Raw genomic sequence first — 17,666 nt, 5'->3', positions numbered from 1 at the left:
TGACGGCCTCATTCTCGCACCCGCAGTGGGGCCGGGTGGGCCGGTGGGCCGGTGGGCCGGGCGGCGAGCGGCGGCCTGCGGCACCGATGCGGCCGCACAGGAGCCCGGACCCCGTGGTCCGGCATCCCCGCAACACCCAACCCAGCAGACGCTTTACGCACATACAGCCCCATTAACCACATTTTTCACTCGAAAGCGTGAAACCATCCCGGGTTTACTCATGTTGCGGCCGCATACGCCGAAGGGAAGTAACAGGAAGCGGCAGTGAGTCGCTTGGATCGATCGGGAGATTTGTTATGTCACGGATCACGCGGGTGGCTGCTGTGGCCGCTCTTGCGGCAGGTACTGCCCTGGGGGGCGTTACGGCAGCGTTCGCAGACAGTGGCGCGGCCGGCGGCGCGGCCAATTCACCGGGAGTGGTGTCGGGCAATGCGTTTCAGATCCCGGTCCACATTCCGGTCAATCTGTGCGGCAACACCGTTAACGTCGTGGGCCTGCTGAACCCGGCCTTCGGCAACACCTGCTTCAACGGCAACGTCGAGCGCCGGGTGATCGTGCACCGCCACGTCACCAGGCACGTCACCAAGCACATCATCAAGCGCGTCGTGAAGCACCACAAGAAGCACTACCCGAGCGGCGGCATCCACACCGGTGGCGGCGGCCTGATGCGCTAGCACGCGATCCGTCCCGGGTGCGGCCGGTCACCACGGCCCCGCCCGGGACGGTCAGCTACCACGCATCACCAGGCCCGGGGCCGGGCCGTTTGCACCGACAGCCCTTCCACCTTCATCGGAGCAGACGACCCGGCCCCGGGCTCTTTGCTGCCCTCCGGCACCCGCAGGCCGGCAGGTCCGGCAGGCCCGGAGGCGCCCCGGACCGGACGGGTCCTGGCCCCTCCCCTTCAGGGCCTCCCTCTCAGGGTTTCTCTCCCTCTCAGGGCATCCCCCTCGGACTCCGCGCCGCGCAGATACTCCTCGCTGATCCGTTTCGGCCCGAACGGCCACTCCTTCTCGTGACGGGCCCAGGCGAGGAAGGCCACGACACCCGCGCCGACCCAGGCCAGCGACCATTCGACGGGGTGCCTGCCGGGCGAATTGCGGTCCGCGTAGCCGTAGATCACCAGCCAGCCGACCAGCGCCACGACGCCGGGCAGCGGGTAGAGCCACATCCGGTACGGGCGGCGCAGCCCCGGCTGACGGCGGCGCAGCACGGTCACCGCCGCGATCTGGGCCAGCGACTGCACGATCACCATGACCGTGGTCAGCAGTTGGATGATGGTGGCCAGGTCGGTGTGGCGTCCGATGAGGAAGCCCGCGGCCATCACGGCTCCCATGGTCAGCAGGCCCAGTACGGGGAAGCGGTGGCGCGGGTGCAGTGTGCCGTACGGGCGGAAGAAGACCCGGTCGCGGGCGGCGTCGTAGGGGACCCGGGAGCCGCCGAGGAGTCCGGTGAAGACGGAGGCGACGGCGGTGATGAGGATGAGCACGGTGACGGTGCCGGCGGCGCCCCTGCCCCAGGCCTTCTCCAGCACGGCGGAGGCGACGGAGGAGGACGCCGTGGAGTGCGGGTCGAGCATGTCCTTCCAGTCCACGACGCCCAGGGTGCCGATCTGCAGCAGCAGATAGATCGTCATGATGCCGAGGATCGAGGTGATCACGGCGCGAGGGATGGTGCGTCCCGGCTGTCTGATCTCGGCGCCCATGTACGCGATGGTGTTGTAGCCGAGGTAGTCGTAGATGCCGATCGTCAGGCCGGCCGCGAAACCGGCCCAGAAGTGACCGGACGTCACCTCGAAGGCATGGGCGGGATAGGTGAAGGCACGCTCGGGGCTGAAGTGGGTGAAGGCCGCGGCGATGACCAGGAGGACGGAGGCGATCATCACCGTCCACAGGACGACGGTGAGCTTGGCGATGTTCTCCACCCGCCGCCACAGCAGCGCGATGATGCCCACCGTGACGGCGAGGCCGACCAGGTCGCCCTGCGCCGGGCTCATGTCCGGCCACAGGTAGCCGAGGTACTGCACAAAGCCGATCACGCCGGTCGACATCCCCAGCGGGATGAACAGCATGGCCGTCCAGACGAACAGAAACGGCATCAGCTTGCCGGTCCGGTACTGGAACGCCTGCCGCAGATAGACATAACTGCCGCCCGCACCGGGCAGTGACGCGCCCAGCTCGGCCCAGACCAGTCCGTCCGCGAGCGCAAGCACCGCACCGGCCAGGAACCCGGTCACGGCCTGCGGCCCGCCGAACGCGGCGACCATGAGCGGGATGGTCACGAAGGGACCGATGCCGCACATCTGGGTCATGTTGATGGCGGTGGCCTGGAGCAGGCCGATCCGGCGGACGAAGCCCACACGCTCATCGAGGAGTTCAGGCATCGGGACCCCTTCTCGTGCCGGCGCGCACACCGGTTTCGCGGCCTGTTCCCACCGCGCCACAGGCTGACACGATCGGCGCTCCGGCGCACCGGTGCGTCGGGGACTTTCCGGCCCGGTCCGCGTCCGCCGCTCCCTCTCTGCGGCAGGTGCACGGGGCCCCGGCGGTCAGAGGTCGCCGTACGCCTCGCCGCCGAGCTCCAGCCTCGCCGTGCCGGCAGTGGTGTCCGCGAGCCAGGCGCGGAAGGCATCGAGGTCGGCCTCCGGCAGTCCGATCTCGATCCTGACCTCTGCCCCGTAGCTGACCTCACGCACCGCCCGTCCCGTCGTGCGCAGATCGTTCTCCACCCGGCCCGCGCGCTGGTGGTCGACGGTGACCGTCACCAGGCGGAAGCGCTGCCGGGTGACCGTGCCCAGCGCGTCCAGCGCCTCGCCGACGACACCGCCGTACGCCCGGATGAGGCCGCCGGCGCCCAGCTTCACCCCGCCGAAGTAGCGGGTGACGACGGCGACGACATAGCGGACCTCGCGGCGCACCAGCATCTGCAGCATCGGTACGCCCGCGGTACCGCCCGGCTCGCCGTCGTCGCTGGCCTTCTGGATGCCGCCGTCGGCGCCCAGGACGTAGGCGAAGCAGTGGTGGCGGGCGGTGGGATGCTCCTTGCGGATGCGCGCGATGAAGTCCTGGGCCTCGGCCTCGGTCGCGACGGGCGCGAGCGCGCAGAGGAAGCGGGACTTGTTGATCTCGATCTCATGGACACCCTCGCGCGCGAGCGTGCGGTACTGCTCCTGCATCGGACCAGCCTATGCGGCCCCTGTGACATGCGGACACCGGCCGGCCGGGCCGGACCGCGCCGCGCTGGGGGGTCCGCCCTACGGGCGCGGGTGTCCGCCGTACGGGCGCAGAGCGCACGGCCGAGCGGCGTACCCACCCCGTCCGCACGGTGCGTCGGTGCGACGTCCGCCCCGGCCGTGGGCACTGTGAGGTCAGTGCGAGAGCCTCGTGTTTCCGGGGCCCCGCTCGTACGTGTAGGAACGGCGGGTTTGCGGAGGGCTGCATGGAAGAGAGCACACAGTCGGCGATGACGGCGGGCGTTCCCGTCACGGGCGAGGAGATGCCCGAGCCCCCACCGGAGGTCATCGAGGCGGCACGCCAGGCACCCGATCACTGGCTGGCCATGGTGGATCTGACCTGGCAGGGAGAGGGGCCACCGCCCCTCTGGGCGCTGATCGGGCAGTGGCGCTCGGACGGGGCCGGCGAGATCGTCGAGTGGCGCGACAATCCGGAGTACCGGCCGTCACCGCAGATGCTGGACTGGGCGGAGCCGACCGATGCGGTCGACTGCGCGCTGCAGCTCGCCGCGACCGGCTACGGACCGGGAGAGGCCGTCTCCGAGGCGCTGGCGCGTGCGGAGGTGTCCGTCCTGGTGACCGCGACCGGTACGCCGCTGGCCGCCGCCTCACCCGAGGGCACCCCGGTGATCCCCGTGTACACCTCGCAGAGCTACCTCGAATCGGTGGGGCGTCTGCTGTACGACCGGCGGCCGGTGGCCGCCCTCGTCGAGCAGCTGCCGCCCGGGCATGCGTTGTACCTCAACCCGACCGGTCCGGTGAGCATGCTGGTGGACACCGAGGAGCTGCGCGCCGTGCTGACCGGCACGTCCACAACAGCCGGTGAACCGCGGGATGCGGCCGTGCCCGTGGCGCCGCGTCCGGGCACCGGGGCCGGTGGGGCCGAGCCCGTGGGCAGCGGCCGGGCCATCGGCAAGCCGGCCCGCGCCGCGAAGGGCACCACCGCCGTCGGAGCCGGAATGGCCGGCAGCGGCATGTCCCGCGGCGCCAACTGAGCCGCCGGCACCGAAGACCCGCCCCGCCCGTCTTCCCCTTCGGGCGGGGCGTCTGCCGTCCGGCGCGCACCGAGCGCGGCGCGCCCCACGACCGCACCGCCGCGCCTTCGCGTCGTCTCCCGTATCGGGAATCTCCGGGTCCCGCCGTCCGTTGTCCGGCACAGGACCCTTCCCCCCCGTAGGAGGCAATGCGTGTACGGCGACACCGGCACGATCCGCAAGATCCTCACCGAACTCGGCGACACCTGGGCCGTCGTGGGCCTGTCCGGCAATGAGCAGCGTGCGGCGCACGGCGTCGCCGAGGTGCTGCAGCGTTACGGCAAGCGGATCGTGCCGGTGCATCCGAAGGCGGAGACGGTGCACGGTGAGCAGGGGTATCCCTCGCTGGCCGCCATCCCCTTCCCGGTCGATGTGGTCGATGTGTTCGTCAACAGCGAGCAGGCGGGCGGTATCGCCGACGAGGCCGTGGCGGTCGGGGCGAAGGCCGTCTGGTTCCAGCTCGGGGTGATCGACGAGGACGCCTGGAACCGGGTGCGGAACTCCGGGCTCGCCATGGTGATGGATCGCTGCCCGGCCATTGAGATACCCCGTTTGCGCTGAGCGGCGTGCTCGGGGCACGCCGTGCTCAGTCCTCGGGGTGGCGGTGCGGGCTCCCGTCATCGGAACACCCGGCGTTCGGGCAGTGTCCGGTGATGATCACCATGGGCGTCTGCACGCTGGTGGCGCGCTCTCGCCCGGTGAAGATCAGGGGCATATCGCAGCGATCGCACAACACGGCTTTGCCTTCGCGGCCCTGGGTGGCCGCATGGAGAATCCGATTGACGTGATCACTGTCACCATCGTTACCGGTCATGCACTCACCGTAGCCACATCGGGGGTCCGTGGGGGCCTGTTTGCGGTGCTTGGACGCCCGCTCAGGCCAATCGAAGGATCGCGTGAGCCAGGCCTTCGCCCCGTGGGCGGCCGGTGGGCGAGGGAGATACCCGTTGGGGCCGAGCGACGGATGCGTTAGCGTCCGGGCATGAGCCGGATGCGAGCCGCTGTGCCAGAAGACGCCGCCGAGTTGGTCCGGTTGCGCCGTCTGATGTTCTTCGCCATGAACGGGCATGATGCGCCCGGGAGTTGGGAGCGGGACGCGGAGGTGACGGCACATCGGCAGCTGACCGGGCCGCGGGCGCGGCTGGCCGGATTCGTGGTGGAAGGCGACGAGACCGGTGCGCCCCATCTCGCGGCGTGCGCGCTCGGTACGATCGAGGAGCGGCTGCCGTCACCGAGCCATCCGACGGGGCGTTTCGGCTTCGTCTTCAACGTCTGCACGGACCCCCGCTACCGGGGTCGCGGCTATGCGCGCGCCACCACACAGGCCCTGCTCGGCTGGTTCACCGAACGGGGCGTCACCCGGGTCGATCTGCATGCCACCGACGATGCCGAGCCGTTGTACCGGCGTCTGGGATTCGCCGAGCACCCCACGGCGCTGTCACTGGAGCTGCCCTCCGGCGCGTTCGCCCCGTAGGACCGGCCGGGGGGGGACGGGCGTCGGACGAACGGGCGGGGTGTGACGACCGGACGGAGTTCGGCGACCGGGCACCGGACTGCAGGCCGGCTCTAGGCGATGGCCAGCCCCTCCAGGACCGTGACGCCGGGCAGTTCGGCCAGTGCCTTGCCCGGCACGATGAGCTTGCCGCGGCGGCTGCCGCTGCCCATCAGGGCGTAGGGGATATCGGCGGCGGCCGAGTCCACCAGCAGCGGCCAGTGCGCGGGCAGGCCGATCGGGGTGATCCCGCCGTACTCCATCCCGCTGTCGCCGACCGCCCGGTCCATCGGCGCGAACGAGGCCTTGCGGGCACCCAGATGACGCCGCACCACGCCATTGACGTCGACGCGGGTGTGCGAGAGGGCGACGCAGGCGGCCAGGGTGGTCTCACCGCCGCGCTTGGCGGCCACCACCACACAGTTCGCCGACTGCTCCAGGAGCCAGGGGCCATGGCGCTCGACGAGCAGCGCGGTGTCCGCGACGGCCGGGTCCGTGTCGACGAAGCGCACCTCCTCGACCGGCACGGATCCGCTCCAGGCACGCACTGCGTCGGCCACCGGCGCGGTCAGCAGATCCAGGCACTCCACAGCGGGCCGGACCTCGTCGAAAGCATCCATCGGCACAGGCATGGCGCCAAGTTAACAGTCCCCGCAGAGCCGCGGCCGACCGTCTCAGCCGGCGGGCGGGATGATCACCGACATGGTCATCTCGACCGGTTCCGCACCGTCGTTGCGGTAGCCGTGCGCGACCTTGGCCTCGAAGGTTGCCGAGGCACCTGCGGGCACCGCGTGCTCCGCACCGTCCACGACCAGCGTCAGTGTGCCGGCCCGGACATGCAGCAGTTCGACGGTGCCGGGCGGATGCGGATCGGAGGCGCTGCTGTCGCCGGGCATCAGCCGCCAGTCCCACAGCTCGTACGGGCCGGGCGCTTCGGCGCCCACCAGGAGCGTGGTGAAGCTGCCGCCCTCGGTGGACCACAGCCGGACCGCTTCGCCGGGCGCCACGATGCGGACCTGCGGACCCTGTTCGTAGTCGAGGAGCGTGGTGATGCTGACGCCGAGCGCGTCGGCGATCTTGACGGTGGTACCCACGCTCGGATTCGTCCGGGCCTGCTCGATCTGGATGATCATGCCGCGGCTGACCCCGGCGCGGGCCGCCAGCGCATCGAGGGTGAAGCCGCGCTCGGCGCGCCAGTGCTTGAGGTTGCGGGCGAGCGACTGCGTGAGCTGGTCGAGGTCCGTCACGGTCCGTCCAAGTCGAAGGGCAATATATTGGATGCCGCAATACAGTCGGCTGCACTACGGTGTGGTGTACTTCAGCGTCCGGTTCACTGTACTGCGAGGTTTCACCATGACAGCGGTCTTCGCCCTGGCCACCAGCCTTCTGTGGGGGCTCGCCGACTTCGGCGGCGGACTGCTCACCCGACGCCTGCAGGCGCTGACCGTGGTGGTCGTCTCGCAGACCCTGGCCGCCGTGGTGCTGGGCGCCGTGGTGCTGGCCACCGGAGGCTGGCGGGAGGCCGGACCGCAGCTGTGGTGCGCGGTCGGGGCGGGCGTCGTGGGGCCCGCCGCCATGCTCTGCTTCTACCGCGCCCTGGCGCTCGGCCCGATGGGCGTGGTCTCCCCGCTCGCCTCGGTCGGCACGGTCCTCGTACCGCTCGGGGTCGGGATCGTGGCGGGCGAGCGGCCGGGACTGCTGCAGGCCGCGGGCATGATCGTGGCCGTGATCGGGGTCGTGCTGGCCGGCGGCCCGCGGATCAGCGGCGCGTCGGTGGCCCGCCAGACCATTGTGCTGACGCTGATCTCGGCGCTGGGATTCGGTGCGGTGATGGCACTGATCTCGGAGGCGTCCACGACCGTGACCGGCCTCTTCCTCGCCCTGTTCGTCCAGCGGGTGTGCAATGTCGCCGTCGGCGGCACCGCCCTGTACGCATCGGTGCGGCGCGGCACTCCGGCGCTGCCCGACGGCGGACTCCCCGCTCTCCGGGACGCGCTGCCCGCACTCGCCTTCGTCGGTATCGCCGATGTCGCCGCCAATGGCACCTACGCCCTGGCCGCCCAGAACGGGCCGGTCACCCTCGCGGCAGTACTCGCCTCCCTCTACCCGGTGGTGACCTCGCTCGCCGCACTCGGCGTCCTCAAGGAACGGCTGCGGGCGATCCAGACGGCCGGTGCCTCCCTCGCCTTGGTCGGCTCGGTCCTGCTCGCGTCGGGGAGCTGACACAGAAGGGGGGCAGGCGGCGCCTCGGGCTGCCCGACGGCGGCTCAGACCCTTCGGGCTCAGGACCCTTCGTACGCCTCCTCGGCTTCCGCCGCCTGCCATGCCCGCAGCGCGACCAGTTGGTCCGGGGTGACGCCCTCGGGAATCGGCACCGGCGCCGGGGTGCGCAGCGGCGGCTGCCAGCCCTGCCGCTCATCCCAGCGGCGGACGACCCGGGCGGGCGCACCGGCCACCACCGCGTGATCGGGAACCTCGCCGCGGACCACTGCGCCGGCCGCGACCACCACATTGCGACCCAGCCGCGCCCCGGGCAGGATCACCGCGCCGGTACCGATCCAGCTGCCGGGGCCGATGGCGACCGGCTCACTGCGCGGCCACTGCTTGCCGACCGGCACCTCGGGGTCGTCGTAGCTGTGATTGGTGGTGGTGACGTAGACACCGGGGCCGAAGAAGCAGTCGTCGCCGATCGTCAGGCGGACATCCGCGATCACATGGCTGCCGCGGCCCAGCACCACGCCGTTCCCCAGCGTGAGAATCGGCTCCGGGCCGAGGTCCAGGTCCGGCATCATGCCCGCGGTCAGCGTCACGTCCTGGGCGATGATGCAGTGGTCGCCGAGTTCGATCCACGGGTCGCCGAAGACCGTGCCCTGCGGATAGGCGAGCCGGGTGCCGGCACCGATCCGCCGGAAGCGGTACGGGCCGGGGCGCTCGGCCGTGACGGCCGCGGCTTCCCTCACCCAGCGCGCGCCGCGGTGGACGGCACGCGACACGGCCCGGCGCCGCCAGGCCGCGACGGATGAGAACACGTTCTGGTTTATCGGCACCCGCACACCGTACTCAGCCCGCCGGGCGGCGGACCGCGCGCCGGGCTGTGATCTTCACCCCACCGGCCGCCGTCCCTGCCCGGCGAAGCGGCCGTCGTCTACGGTGCTGTTGGCGCGGCGCATCACGGCGAGGAGATCCACACATGGCGGGACGGGCATTGATTTCACCGGTGGGCGGCAAGGAGCCGAAGGTCGATCAGGAGGCTTTCACCGCCCCGACGTCCGTCGTGCTCGGCGAGGTCAGCATGGCGGCGGGCGCCAGCGTCTGGTACCACGCGGTGCTGCGGGCCGACTGCGGTCCGATCGTGCTCGGCGCCGGCAGCAATATCCAGGACAACTGCACGGTGCACGTGGACCCCGGATTCCCGGTGACCGTCGGCGCGCGGGTCTCGGTCGGGCACAACGCGGTCCTGCACGGCTGCACGGTCGAGGACGACGTGCTGATCGGCATGGGTGCCACGGTCCTCAACGGCGCGCACATCGGCGCCGGCTCACTGGTCGCCGCACAGGCGCTGGTCCCCCAGGGCATGCGGGTGCCGCCCGGCTCCCTGGTCGCCGGGGTGCCGGCGAAGGTCAAGCGGGAGCTGACCGACGAGGAGCGCGAGGGCATCAAACTCAACGCCGCGATGTACCTGGAGCTGGCGGCGCGGCACCGGGAGGACGTCACCTCCGCCGAGGAGTGAGCCGGCCGGACGGCCGAGGCCGGGATGCGGCGGCCGCCGGGCCCGCCCCCGGCCGGAAGTTCAGCGCCCTCGGCCCGCCTCGGCGGACGCGAGGACCGAGGTCAGCAGTTCCGCATCGAACAGGGTGGCATCCGCGAGCCGGTGGACACCGGAGTACGCGTTCAGCATGACCTTGGCCGTGCGGAGCGCCACGGGTGACCTGCGGACCATCGGCTTGGTCCACTGCTGGATGACCTCGTCCAGCTCGTCCTCCGCGACGACCTTGTGCAGGACGGACAGCTCGGCCGCCTTCGCCGCGTCGAAGCTGTCGCCGGTAAGGATCAGTTCGCGAATCCGAGCGGCGCCCGTCTCGTGCAGCAGCCGCGGCAGCGCACCGCCCCATGCGGGCGGCATGCCGAGCGCCAGCTCCGGCATCCGGAATCGGCAGTTGTCCGCTCCGGCCCGCAGGTCGCAGAAGAGCGCCAGCGCCAGCCCCGCTCCGATCACCCCGCCGTGCAGCCTGGCGATGGTGACCGCCTGGACCTTGGACAGCGCGTCGCAGACCCGGCGCGCCTTGCCCGCCACCGCCCGCAGCCCCGCTCCCCCGGCGTCGGCGGCGAGGAGTTCGGCGAACTCACGGCGGTCGCCGCCCAGACAGAAGTCGGCGCCCCGGCCGGAGAGAACCAGCACGCGGATTTCGGGGGCGTCCTCCAAGGCGTGCAATACGGTGAGGAGTTCATCGAGGAGCGTTCCGCAGACGGCGTTGCCCGTTTCCGGGCTGTCCAACTGGACCCTCAGGACCGGCCCCTCCGATATGACCCGGAGTGCCTTGAAATCTTCCGTCACCACGCCTCTGTCCTTCACTTCTCTGTCTACCGTCGACCGGAACCACATCAGGAGAGGACCACACGGAGTTCGGTGATGCGGCGGAACCCCACCCGCGACGCCCAGACCGGGGGCGCACTGACCTGCAGACCGGACAGCCGCCCGAGGAGCGCGGTCAGCAGTGTCGTCGCCTCCAGACGCGCCAGCGGTGCCCCCAGGCAGTAGTGGATACCGGAGCTGAAGCTGAGGTGTGCGGCCTTGCGGCGGATGTCGAAGACACCGGGGTCGAGATGGTGCCGTGGGTCGTGGTTGGCGGCGCCGATCATGAGGTGCACCATCCGGCCCTTCTCGATGGGCACGCCGGCGAGCATGGTGTCCTCCGGGGCGACACGGCTGATGATGTGGTTCGGGGAGTCGTAGCGCAGCACTTCCTCGACCGCGTCCGGTACGTGGCCGGGATGGGCACGCAGCCACCCGAACTGGCGGGGATGCTCCAGGAGGAGCCACACCATGGTGGACAGCATGGTGGAGGTGGTCTCCGGTGCGGCCAGGAAGACCAGCAGCGCGAGGAGGTAGACGGCCTCGTCGGCCGCCTCCCGATCGGATTCGAGAGCGTCCCAGGTGCGAAGCCAACCCGAGACCGGATCGCTCCCGGGCGCCCTGCGGCGTTCCTGCACCAATTCCCTGAAGTACGCCTGGAGTTGTCCTGTGGCAGAGTCGGACAGCGCGAGCTGACTCGTGGACGGCAGCAACTCCTGGGTGAATACCTGATCGTGGGCGAGTGCGCGCAAATAGGGGTAATCGGCGGGCGGCAGCTGCAGCCAGCTCCCGATGGCATGCATGGGAAGCTCTTCGCTGACCAGAGCACTGAAATCTGCTTCACCATCGGTGCGCAATTTCTCGGCAAGACGGTCAAGAAGCTGATCGACGGATTCCTCGATCGCATCCTTGATATCGGCCATGCCTTTCCGGTCGAACATATTGCCCAAGGAACGCCGCACTCGGGTGTGATACGGAGGATTGAGCGCGGGCAAGGTCCTGCTCATTTCCCGCGACGAAGCCGCGCTCCAACGCGTCGCCTCCCCCTGCCGAGCCCGCCACTCGCTGTCCGGCACCCCCCACGCCCGATCCCGGAGCACCCGGTCACACAGGTCGTACGAGGTGATCAGGCACCCGCCCCACGGCGCTGGGACCACATCCCCCATCGATCTGAGTTCATCGTAGAAAGGCAATGGATTCGCTTGCCCATTCGGGGTGCGCAAACGAGAGAAAAGCGAAACCACGGCCCGTCGATCAACCGCGGGGGAAGTCAGGACGGACTCCACAGCTACTCCTTGTTCAGCCGCTCACATGAAACGGGACACCCCTACCTACCCCGGCGACTGAACACTTATACGATGGTTACGCGCTCGACTCTGTTGCAGATGTCACACCTTCCACCAGCTGAGGAATCCACTCCACCAGCTTCCCTTCCCGGACTTGCCCTGGTTTTCCTGCGGCGAGGTATTTCCGCTGGTAACACCAGAGGATCGACCGGCCGGTCGGCGCTCGTCGCGCACCGGCGTGAAGCGGGCCGGAAGCCCATTGAGCGCCCGGTGGAACGGGCCCGGCCGATACGTCAAGCTCTCTTCGGCCACCGCGAGTTCAATATCCGGCAGGACGTTGAGGAGCTTCTCGATGGCCAGAATCGAGATCAGCAGGGCCGCGTCCTTCGCCGGGCAGGCGTGCGGCCCGGCCCCCCACGCCAGATGCGCCCGCTTGCTGAGCGTCTGACGGCCCAGCGAGACGTTCGGATCGGTGTTGGCCGCCGCGAAGCTGACGAGCACGGGGGCACCGCCGGGCAGCGTGCGTCCGAAGACCTCGACATCGTGCACGGGGTAGTGCACCGCGTAGTTGGCAATCGGCGGGGAGTTCCACAGCACGTCATTGATGGCGTCCTCGACGAGCAGGCCGGCCGAATGCTGGCCACCTGTGTACCTCTCGTCGGCCAGCAGCAGGCGCAGGGCACTGGCGATGATGTTCTGCATCGGCTCCGCGCCGGCGCCTATGAGGAGAACGAGCTGGTGGATCATCTCCTCATCGCTGAGATCCGCCTGGTGCTGCATCAGCCACGACGTGACGTCATCACCGGGGTTGGCCCGCTTCAGCGCCACCAGCTCGAAAAACGACTCGGTGAGGACCTCGTTCGCCTTCTCCGCGTCGACGCCGTCAAAGATGCCGGAGAAACCGAAGATCAGCCGGTCACCGATCTCGGCCGGGCAGCCGAAGAGGTCGTTGAAGACGAGCAGCGGCAGCCACTGCGCGTAGTCGGTGACCAGATCGGCCTTGCCGCGGCTGCTGAACTGCTCGATGAGGTAGGCCGCCACCCGATTGACGTGCCCGTTCATCCGGTGCATGTCGATCCGGGACAGGCTGTCCGTCACGGCCTGGCGGAGCCTCAGGTGGGTGGCACCGTCCGAAAACATGGGGTTCGGCCGGTGCATCATCATCGGCAGCACCGGGCTGTCCAGGGGAACCCGCCCCTCGTTCAGTGCGCGCCAACGGCGTGGATCCCGTGCAAAAGTGTCCGGATTCTGCAGGAGGTGCAGCGCCGCCCCGTACTCCGTGACGAGTTCGGCCTCCACACCGGGAGCCAGCTCGACGGGCGCGCTGGGGCCGTACTGCCGCATCAGGTCGTAGAAGGCGTCCGGCGCGGCGGCGAACTCCATCCCGTGCAGGGCCACCCTTTCGCCGCCGGCGTGCGCGGGGCAGCCGGGTGGTGGGCTCGTGAATTCCGAGTGAGATTGCATGCCTGAACTCCTAGTTGAGGCGGGACTGGAGATATCGGACGAGTGCGATCAGCGAATCCGCGGAGGAACGTTGGTCCCGTGCGTCACAACTGACCACAGGCGTCTCGGGAAGCAAGTCCAGCGCCTCCCGGATCTCGTCGAGCGAGTGCGTAGGCGTCCCGTCGAAGCGGTTCACGGCGATGGCGTAGGGGATTCCGTAGTGTTCCACCAGGTCCATGACAGGGAAGGACTCGTCGAGGCGCGTGGGGTCGACCAGGACAAGCGCCCCGAGCGCACCGCGTGTCATGTCCTCCCACACCTGAACGAAGCGCTGCTGGCCGGGGGTTCCGAACAGGTAGAGGACCAGCTCCTCGCTGAGCGTGAGCCGGCCGAAGTCCATGGCGACCGTGGTCGTGGTCTTTCCGGGCGCGCCTTTGGGGTCGTCAATTCCCTCACCCGCCTGGGTCATTATCTCTTCGGTCCGCAGCGGCGGAATCTCGGACATGGTCCCGATGAATGTCGTCTTTCCCACGGCGAAGTGCCCGACCACGAGGATCTTTGCCGCGGTCTGCACTGAACTGCGCAGATACACACCGTCATCCAAAGCGAGCCTGGAGTCCATTCAGCACCTCCTCCAGTATTTGCCGGTCGACAAGCTGAGCGCTAGGTATAGGTGCGCGGGAGAAGAGATATCCCTCCTGCGCCAGATCGGACACCAGAATCTTGACGACACCCACCGGCAACCGGGTGTGCCCGGCTATCTCCGCGATCGAGAGGAAGCCCCCCGAACACAGCTCCAGCAGGCGGAGCTTCTCCGGATCGAGGGGTTTCGTACGGGGAGGTTCCGCATGCACGGTGACCAGTGTGATCAGTGAGAAGTCACTGCCGTCGCGAAGATCGCGGCCGTTGGTGATGACGTACGGCCGCACTAATTCCGCTGCTTCGTGTTCCAGCTCCGGCTCGTCATCGGTTGTCATGGCTGAATATCAGCCCTCTCACGAGGCGGACTGGTCAGAGCCTTGCCGAGTTGGCCCACCAGCTGTTGCATACGGAACGTGATCTCCGCCATGTCGACATCAGGCGACGCCGACACCGCGAGATAGGCACCTTCACCGGCCGAAATCAAAAATACCCAGCCATGGTCAAACTCGACCAGCGTCTGCCGCCATTGCGGCCGGTTGGCGGACGCACCACCATGACAGAAGTCGGCGACCGTACGGCTCAGCGACTGCATTCCGCTCATGGCGGCGGCGACGGTATCGGCGCGATCCCGGCCGACTTCCTTCGACCGGGCCATAAGCAGACCGTCTGCGGAGACGAGAATGGCATGCTGCGCTTCCGGCAATTCCAGAGCACTGTCAAGCATCCACGACAGATCGTAGTTCACTGAACCTCAGGCCCTTCATTGCTTTCATAGGTGGAACGGCGGCCGGACTGTGTGCCGCGCTGGAATGCGCCCATGACGGACGCCGCCCTCGCACCGTCGCGGGCCGGGGTTTCCGTGCTCTCGGATTCGGTCGGCACGATGGAAATCGCACCGCGGCGGCGCCGCTTCGGCAGGCCGCCGGCCGTGGTCTCGGAAATCGGGCGGGCACCGGACGGCTGCCCCGGGGGCGCCGGGACGGGAGTCGGGGGACCGGCCGCCGGGTATCCGGGAGGGGCCGGAGTCGGAGCGCCATAGGCCGGTTGAACAGGGGCGTTCTCAGGCGGCAAGGGAGCGGACGCGGCCACGGCAGGGCTCTCCTCGGGCTCGTGCAGAGACGTCAGTAGATCGTCGGGGAGCAGGACGACCGCGCGCACGCCACCGTAGGGCGAGGTGGAATCCACCGATACGGTGAATCCGTAGCGGGCGGCGAGCACACCCACGACCGTGAAGCCGAACTGCGGCGGGTTGCCGAGGCTGGAGACGCTGGCCGCATTCTCGCTCGACAGCAGCTGCGCGGCTCGCGCCTTCTCCTCCTCGTTCATACCGACACCAGCGTCGTCAACGATGATGCAGACGCCCTTGGGCACCGGCCGGATATTGATCTCGATCATCGTTTCCGGCGCCGAATAACTGGTGGCATTGTCCAGCAGTTCAGCAAGCACCAGCGCAACCGGTTCCACGACACGGCTCACGATGGAAAAATTGCTCTGCGACCGGATCTCGACGCGGGTGAAATGCCGAATACGACCCTTGGCGCTGCGGACGACATCGTAGAGCGAGGCGTTGTGGCGTCGCCGGCCGAGCCAGCCGTCGCAGAGCACGGCGATGGACTGGGCCCGTCGCGCGAACTGCGAGTTCATGTGGTCGATGTCGAGCAGATCCTGAAGGATCTTGTGCTCGCCATAGGTGTCCTGCAGCTTGGAAATCGCCAGCTGCTGTTCGCTCGCCAGGCCCTGTAGTGTCCGCATGGCGGACTTCAGAGTCGTCTTGGTCGCCTCTTCGGCCCGGTCCTTGGCTTCTTCCACAGCCTCCGTGTAGTGATTCTCAAGATTGGCGTAGTGCTGCTTGAGCTCGGCCTTTTCATTGCGAAGATCCGCGATCTTCTTTCTGCTGCGGATAATCGCGGTGGCAGCAACAGGGGTACCAGCGATCAATCCCCAGAACGCTGGATCCTGGAAGTATTGCGTCATAGGACTCTCTTCGGACGACGGAGCCACCAGGTGTGGTATGCCTGGCTGCGGCGTAGAGAATCACCCACGACCCCAGACATACGTGAACGGCCACGCACAGTCGCCTGCCAGAAAGCCATCAAAGGGCCGGCTAATGGCATACTTCTCCCCGGGGTGGCGGTTTTCTTAGGCCAATGCGCGGAATTTATTTCATGCCATATCAGGTGACTACCCCGTTGGCAAGTGCGATGATCTTAGCATCACAGCAACACCCCTCGTCCAACCGCGATCTGATCATGAGACAGGTGTGGTGTTCATTCAACAAAGGCTTGTTCGGGGATCTTTGGAGGCGTTGTCGGGCCCGGGGGGCTACCGGCCGGCCCATTCCTGACGGCTCGTTAACACGTGTTCACGTGACGTGGGCCACGTCTCGCGCGGCAATTGTAAGCCGCGGTCAGCGATGCGGGGCGTCGTGGACATAAGTGATCTCGCCCCCGCGGACCCGGACGACGCGCACGGTCATACCGCGGTCCGTCCCTTGCAGATAGTGCGCCGTGCAATGGGTCCGCGCCCCCTTGACCGCGCGCAGGTCCCTGGCGCAGTCGACCGAGCGCGGCCCCCGGGAGATCACCGGCAGCGACAGATGATCCGAGATGGAGCGGGCGACCTCGTCGCGCGGGACGGCATCGGTCGTCCCGTTCACCTCACTGGTCGCGCCCCGCTCCCCCAGCCACTGGGTCCCCACTGTGAGGCTGCCCCCCAACAGAGCCGTGCCGGCCAGCGCCAGGCCGACGACTCGCAGATTCCGCACGGCTCTCCTTCCAGCGGGCACACCCGTCATGCGCCGGCCACGCCCACCGGCCGGGTCACGGACAATTCTTGTGGTCGGGCCGGCGCCGGCAACAGGAGGAGCCCTCCCGTGCAACCAGCCGGGCGACGGTGCGTCACGCGGACGGCACGGGTCCCTGCAGCTGCTCGCTGATCCAGTGCAGCGAGTCGGCCATCCGCCGGAGATAGGTGTGCGGGCTGTGCACGCCGCCCGGTATTTCGAAGAGCGTGGAGTGGACCGGCCCTCCGGTGTAGTCCTTGATGAAGCGCTTCACATCGGGCACCGCCGCCTCCCTGCTGCCGAGTTCGAAGGCCAGATAGACCGGCGGGCTCTTCCGCGCGGCCAGCCGCCGCGCCAGATGGCGTGGGTCGTTGGCGCGCATCTCCGCGGGGTGCCCCTGCCACATCGGCGAATCCGGCGCCGTGTCCGGGCCGTTGACGACGGCCGCCTTGAACTTCCGCGGCTCCTTGAGCACGGCCTTCAACGCGGCGAACCCGCCCGATGAGGACCCCATGAAGGCCCAGCCGTCACGGCTCCTGTACGTACGGAAGTTGGCCCGGGCGAAGTCCGGCACGTCCTCGGTCAGCCAGGTGCCCATCTTCGGCTGCCCTGGTATGTCGCTGCCGTCGTAGTACTTCCTGCCGGGGTTCAGCACCGGCATCACGACGATGAACGGCAGCGTCTTGCCCTGCCGCGACCACTGGGCGATCCGCTCCTCCAGCGCGAAGGCGTCCCCGGCCCAGTAGTTGAACGGATAGCCGTAGGCGCCTGGCAGCGCGATCAGCACCGGGAAGCCGCTCGTGGCGTACTGCGGCTGGTGGTACTCCGGCGGCACCCAGGCCCAGATGTCCCCGGTGAAACCGGACTTGCGCCCGTGCCACTTCGTCGTCACCACCTCGGTGCCGTCCCCCGCCGTACGGAACGGGGCGAAGGAGGAGCGCGGGCCCCGCGGCCCGGCGACCCGGGGCTTGCCGTTGCGGGCATCCGCGGCATGGACCCGCAGCCGGGGCACGCTCGAGGCGTCGGCGAAGCCCCTGCCGTCGCCGCAACCGGCCAGCAGCCCCAGGGCCACCACACTCACCGCAGCACGGACACGCAGGCGCTTCATCGGGACGTACTCCTCGGGTACTCGGGCCGACCGCGGACAGCCACGCTGCCACTGCCGCGCCGGTCGAAAGACACCAC

Annotated in this window: 21 protein-coding genes; 6 read left to right on the top strand and 15 right to left on the bottom strand. The window is 68.8% G+C overall.

Annotated features, from left to right (window positions below; genetic code table 11):
• Nucleotides 1–296: 296 nt before the first annotated feature.
• A complete protein-coding gene (locus D9V36_RS43175; protein WP_129297828.1) occupies nucleotides 297–674 on the top strand; it encodes a chaplin in 378 nt (125 codons plus the stop codon).
• 227 nt (nucleotides 675–901) lie between these two features.
• On the opposite strand, the gene D9V36_RS38400 is transcribed toward D9V36_RS43175, so the two are convergent.
• Together D9V36_RS38400 and D9V36_RS38395 are read right to left on the bottom strand one after the other, a co-directional pair.
• Entirely contained in the window at nucleotides 902–2,380 is a 1,479-nt protein-coding gene (locus tag D9V36_RS38400; protein WP_129297827.1) for an APC family permease, read from the bottom strand.
• 165 nt (nucleotides 2,381–2,545) lie between these two features.
• A complete protein-coding gene (locus D9V36_RS38395) occupies nucleotides 2,546–3,172 on the bottom strand; it encodes a YigZ family protein (RefSeq protein ID WP_129297826.1) in 627 nt (208 codons plus the stop codon).
• Between the two features lie 263 nt (nucleotides 3,173–3,435).
• Here D9V36_RS38395 and D9V36_RS38390 point away from each other — a divergent pair, with 263 nt between their 5' ends.
• Nucleotides 3,436–4,224, top strand: a complete 789-nt coding sequence (locus tag D9V36_RS38390) for a type VII secretion system-associated protein (protein WP_129297825.1) — start codon at nucleotides 3,436–3,438, stop codon at nucleotides 4,222–4,224.
• Nucleotides 4,225–4,416: 192 nt separating this feature from the next.
• The gene (locus D9V36_RS38385) at nucleotides 4,417–4,824 is read left to right on the top strand and encodes a CoA-binding protein (protein WP_129297824.1); all 408 of its coding nucleotides are present in this window, start codon (nucleotides 4,417–4,419) and stop codon (nucleotides 4,822–4,824) included.
• Nucleotides 4,825–4,849: 25 nt separating this feature from the next.
• Here the strand turns inward: D9V36_RS38385 and D9V36_RS38380 are convergent, their stop codons facing one another.
• Nucleotides 4,850–5,077: a hypothetical protein gene (locus tag D9V36_RS38380; RefSeq protein ID WP_129297823.1), complete on the bottom strand. Its 228-nt coding sequence runs from the start codon at nucleotides 5,075–5,077 to the stop codon at nucleotides 4,850–4,852.
• Nucleotides 5,078–5,245: 168 nt separating this feature from the next.
• Here D9V36_RS38380 and D9V36_RS38375 point away from each other — a divergent pair, with 168 nt between their 5' ends.
• Complete coding sequence (locus D9V36_RS38375) at nucleotides 5,246–5,737, top strand: GNAT family N-acetyltransferase (RefSeq protein WP_129297822.1); 492 nt, start codon at nucleotides 5,246–5,248, stop codon at nucleotides 5,735–5,737.
• Nucleotides 5,738–5,829: 92 nt separating this feature from the next.
• Here D9V36_RS38375 and D9V36_RS38370 read toward each other — a convergent pair whose 3' ends face one another.
• Together D9V36_RS38370 and D9V36_RS38365 are read right to left on the bottom strand one after the other, a co-directional pair.
• Nucleotides 5,830–6,387 (bottom strand): YbaK/EbsC family protein, encoded by a 558-nt coding sequence (locus tag D9V36_RS38370; RefSeq protein ID WP_129297821.1) that lies wholly within the window; start codon nucleotides 6,385–6,387, stop codon nucleotides 5,830–5,832.
• A gap of 42 nt (nucleotides 6,388–6,429) precedes the next feature.
• Nucleotides 6,430–7,002, bottom strand: a complete 573-nt coding sequence (locus D9V36_RS38365; protein ID WP_129297820.1) for an XRE family transcriptional regulator — start codon at nucleotides 7,000–7,002, stop codon at nucleotides 6,430–6,432.
• Nucleotides 7,003–7,108: 106 nt separating this feature from the next.
• Here D9V36_RS38365 and D9V36_RS38360 point away from each other — a divergent pair, with 106 nt between their 5' ends.
• The gene (locus D9V36_RS38360; RefSeq protein WP_129298984.1) at nucleotides 7,109–7,978 is read left to right on the top strand and encodes a DMT family transporter; all 870 of its coding nucleotides are present in this window, start codon (nucleotides 7,109–7,111) and stop codon (nucleotides 7,976–7,978) included.
• 59 nt (nucleotides 7,979–8,037) lie between these two features.
• On the opposite strand, the gene D9V36_RS38355 is transcribed toward D9V36_RS38360, so the two are convergent.
• Nucleotides 8,038–8,802: an acyltransferase gene (locus D9V36_RS38355; protein WP_129297819.1), complete on the bottom strand. Its 765-nt coding sequence runs from the start codon at nucleotides 8,800–8,802 to the stop codon at nucleotides 8,038–8,040.
• A gap of 143 nt (nucleotides 8,803–8,945) precedes the next feature.
• Between D9V36_RS38355 and D9V36_RS38350 the strand changes: the two genes are divergently transcribed.
• Entirely contained in the window at nucleotides 8,946–9,485 is a 540-nt protein-coding gene (locus D9V36_RS38350) for a gamma carbonic anhydrase family protein (protein ID WP_129297818.1), read from the top strand.
• Nucleotides 9,486–9,545: 60 nt separating this feature from the next.
• On the opposite strand, the gene D9V36_RS38345 is transcribed toward D9V36_RS38350, so the two are convergent.
• From D9V36_RS38345 to D9V36_RS38305, 9 genes are all read right to left on the bottom strand, one after another.
• Nucleotides 9,546–10,310, bottom strand: coding sequence for an enoyl-CoA hydratase/isomerase family protein (locus D9V36_RS38345; protein WP_129298983.1), 765 nt, complete (start codon nucleotides 10,308–10,310; stop codon nucleotides 9,546–9,548).
• A 47-nt stretch (nucleotides 10,311–10,357) separates the two neighbouring features.
• On the bottom strand, nucleotides 10,358–11,251 hold the full coding sequence (locus D9V36_RS38340; RefSeq protein ID WP_347239860.1) for a cytochrome P450: 894 nt from the start codon (nucleotides 11,249–11,251) through the stop codon (nucleotides 10,358–10,360).
• 465 nt (nucleotides 11,252–11,716) lie between these two features.
• The gene (locus D9V36_RS38335; protein ID WP_129297817.1) at nucleotides 11,717–13,078 is read right to left on the bottom strand and encodes a cytochrome P450; all 1,362 of its coding nucleotides are present in this window, start codon (nucleotides 13,076–13,078) and stop codon (nucleotides 11,717–11,719) included.
• A 10-nt stretch (nucleotides 13,079–13,088) separates the two neighbouring features.
• Nucleotides 13,089–13,679, bottom strand: a complete 591-nt coding sequence (locus tag D9V36_RS38330) for a GTP-binding protein (RefSeq protein ID WP_129297816.1) — start codon at nucleotides 13,677–13,679, stop codon at nucleotides 13,089–13,091.
• Nucleotides 13,654–14,034: a DUF742 domain-containing protein gene (locus D9V36_RS38325; RefSeq protein ID WP_129297815.1), complete on the bottom strand. Its 381-nt coding sequence runs from the start codon at nucleotides 14,032–14,034 to the stop codon at nucleotides 13,654–13,656. Before D9V36_RS38325 ends, D9V36_RS38330 begins: the two co-directional genes overlap by 26 nt.
• The gene (locus D9V36_RS38320) at nucleotides 14,031–14,444 is read right to left on the bottom strand and encodes a roadblock/LC7 domain-containing protein (protein WP_129297814.1); all 414 of its coding nucleotides are present in this window, start codon (nucleotides 14,442–14,444) and stop codon (nucleotides 14,031–14,033) included. The genes D9V36_RS38325 and D9V36_RS38320 overlap by 4 nt, the downstream gene beginning before the upstream one ends.
• Nucleotides 14,441–15,673, bottom strand: coding sequence for an ATP-binding protein (locus D9V36_RS38315; protein WP_129297813.1), 1,233 nt, complete (start codon nucleotides 15,671–15,673; stop codon nucleotides 14,441–14,443). The genes D9V36_RS38320 and D9V36_RS38315 overlap by 4 nt, the downstream gene beginning before the upstream one ends.
• Before the next feature lie 433 nt (nucleotides 15,674–16,106).
• Nucleotides 16,107–16,463, bottom strand: a complete 357-nt coding sequence (locus tag D9V36_RS38310) for a DUF4333 domain-containing protein (protein ID WP_129297812.1) — start codon at nucleotides 16,461–16,463, stop codon at nucleotides 16,107–16,109.
• A 133-nt stretch (nucleotides 16,464–16,596) separates the two neighbouring features.
• Entirely contained in the window at nucleotides 16,597–17,589 is a 993-nt protein-coding gene (locus D9V36_RS38305) for an alpha/beta hydrolase (protein ID WP_129297811.1), read from the bottom strand.
• Nucleotides 17,590–17,666 lie beyond the last annotated feature (77 nt).

This window comes from Streptomyces lydicus, from assembly GCF_004125265.1.
Classification (GTDB): Bacteria; Actinomycetota; Actinomycetes; order Streptomycetales; family Streptomycetaceae; genus Streptomyces; species Streptomyces lydicus_C.
The sequence above is the reverse complement of the archived record's forward strand: the minus strand, read 5'-3'. Positions and strand labels throughout refer to the sequence as shown.

Bases quoted from the DNA above. Each gene is read 5' to 3' on its own strand.
- D9V36_RS43175 (WP_129297828.1), top strand. From the start codon at position 297: ATGTCACGGATCACGCGGGTGGCTGCTGTGGCCGCTCTTGCGGCAGGT.
- D9V36_RS38400 (WP_129297827.1), bottom strand. From the start codon at position 2,380: ATGCCTGAACTCCTCGATGAGCGTGTGGGCTTCGTCCGCCGGATCGGC.
- D9V36_RS38395 (WP_129297826.1), bottom strand. From the start codon at position 3,172: ATGCAGGAGCAGTACCGCACGCTCGCGCGCGAGGGTGTCCATGAGATC.
- D9V36_RS38390 (WP_129297825.1), top strand. From the start codon at position 3,436: ATGGAAGAGAGCACACAGTCGGCGATGACGGCGGGCGTTCCCGTCACG.
- D9V36_RS38380 (WP_129297823.1), bottom strand. From the start codon at position 5,077: ATGACCGGTAACGATGGTGACAGTGATCACGTCAATCGGATTCTCCAT.
- D9V36_RS38375 (WP_129297822.1), top strand. From the start codon at position 5,246: ATGAGCCGGATGCGAGCCGCTGTGCCAGAAGACGCCGCCGAGTTGGTC.
- D9V36_RS38370 (WP_129297821.1), bottom strand. From the start codon at position 6,387: ATGCCTGTGCCGATGGATGCTTTCGACGAGGTCCGGCCCGCTGTGGAG.
- D9V36_RS38360 (WP_129298984.1), top strand. From the start codon at position 7,109: ATGACAGCGGTCTTCGCCCTGGCCACCAGCCTTCTGTGGGGGCTCGCC.
- D9V36_RS38350 (WP_129297818.1), top strand. From the start codon at position 8,946: ATGGCGGGACGGGCATTGATTTCACCGGTGGGCGGCAAGGAGCCGAAG.
- D9V36_RS38340 (WP_347239860.1), bottom strand. From the start codon at position 11,251: ATGGCCGATATCAAGGATGCGATCGAGGAATCCGTCGATCAGCTTCTT.
- D9V36_RS38335 (WP_129297817.1), bottom strand. From the start codon at position 13,078: ATGCAATCTCACTCGGAATTCACGAGCCCACCACCCGGCTGCCCCGCG.
- D9V36_RS38330 (WP_129297816.1), bottom strand. From the start codon at position 13,679: ATGGACTCCAGGCTCGCTTTGGATGACGGTGTGTATCTGCGCAGTTCA.
- D9V36_RS38325 (WP_129297815.1), bottom strand. From the start codon at position 14,034: ATGACAACCGATGACGAGCCGGAGCTGGAACACGAAGCAGCGGAATTA.
- D9V36_RS38315 (WP_129297813.1), bottom strand. From the start codon at position 15,673: ATGACGCAATACTTCCAGGATCCAGCGTTCTGGGGATTGATCGCTGGT.
- D9V36_RS38305 (WP_129297811.1), bottom strand. From the start codon at position 17,589: ATGAAGCGCCTGCGTGTCCGTGCTGCGGTGAGTGTGGTGGCCCTGGGG.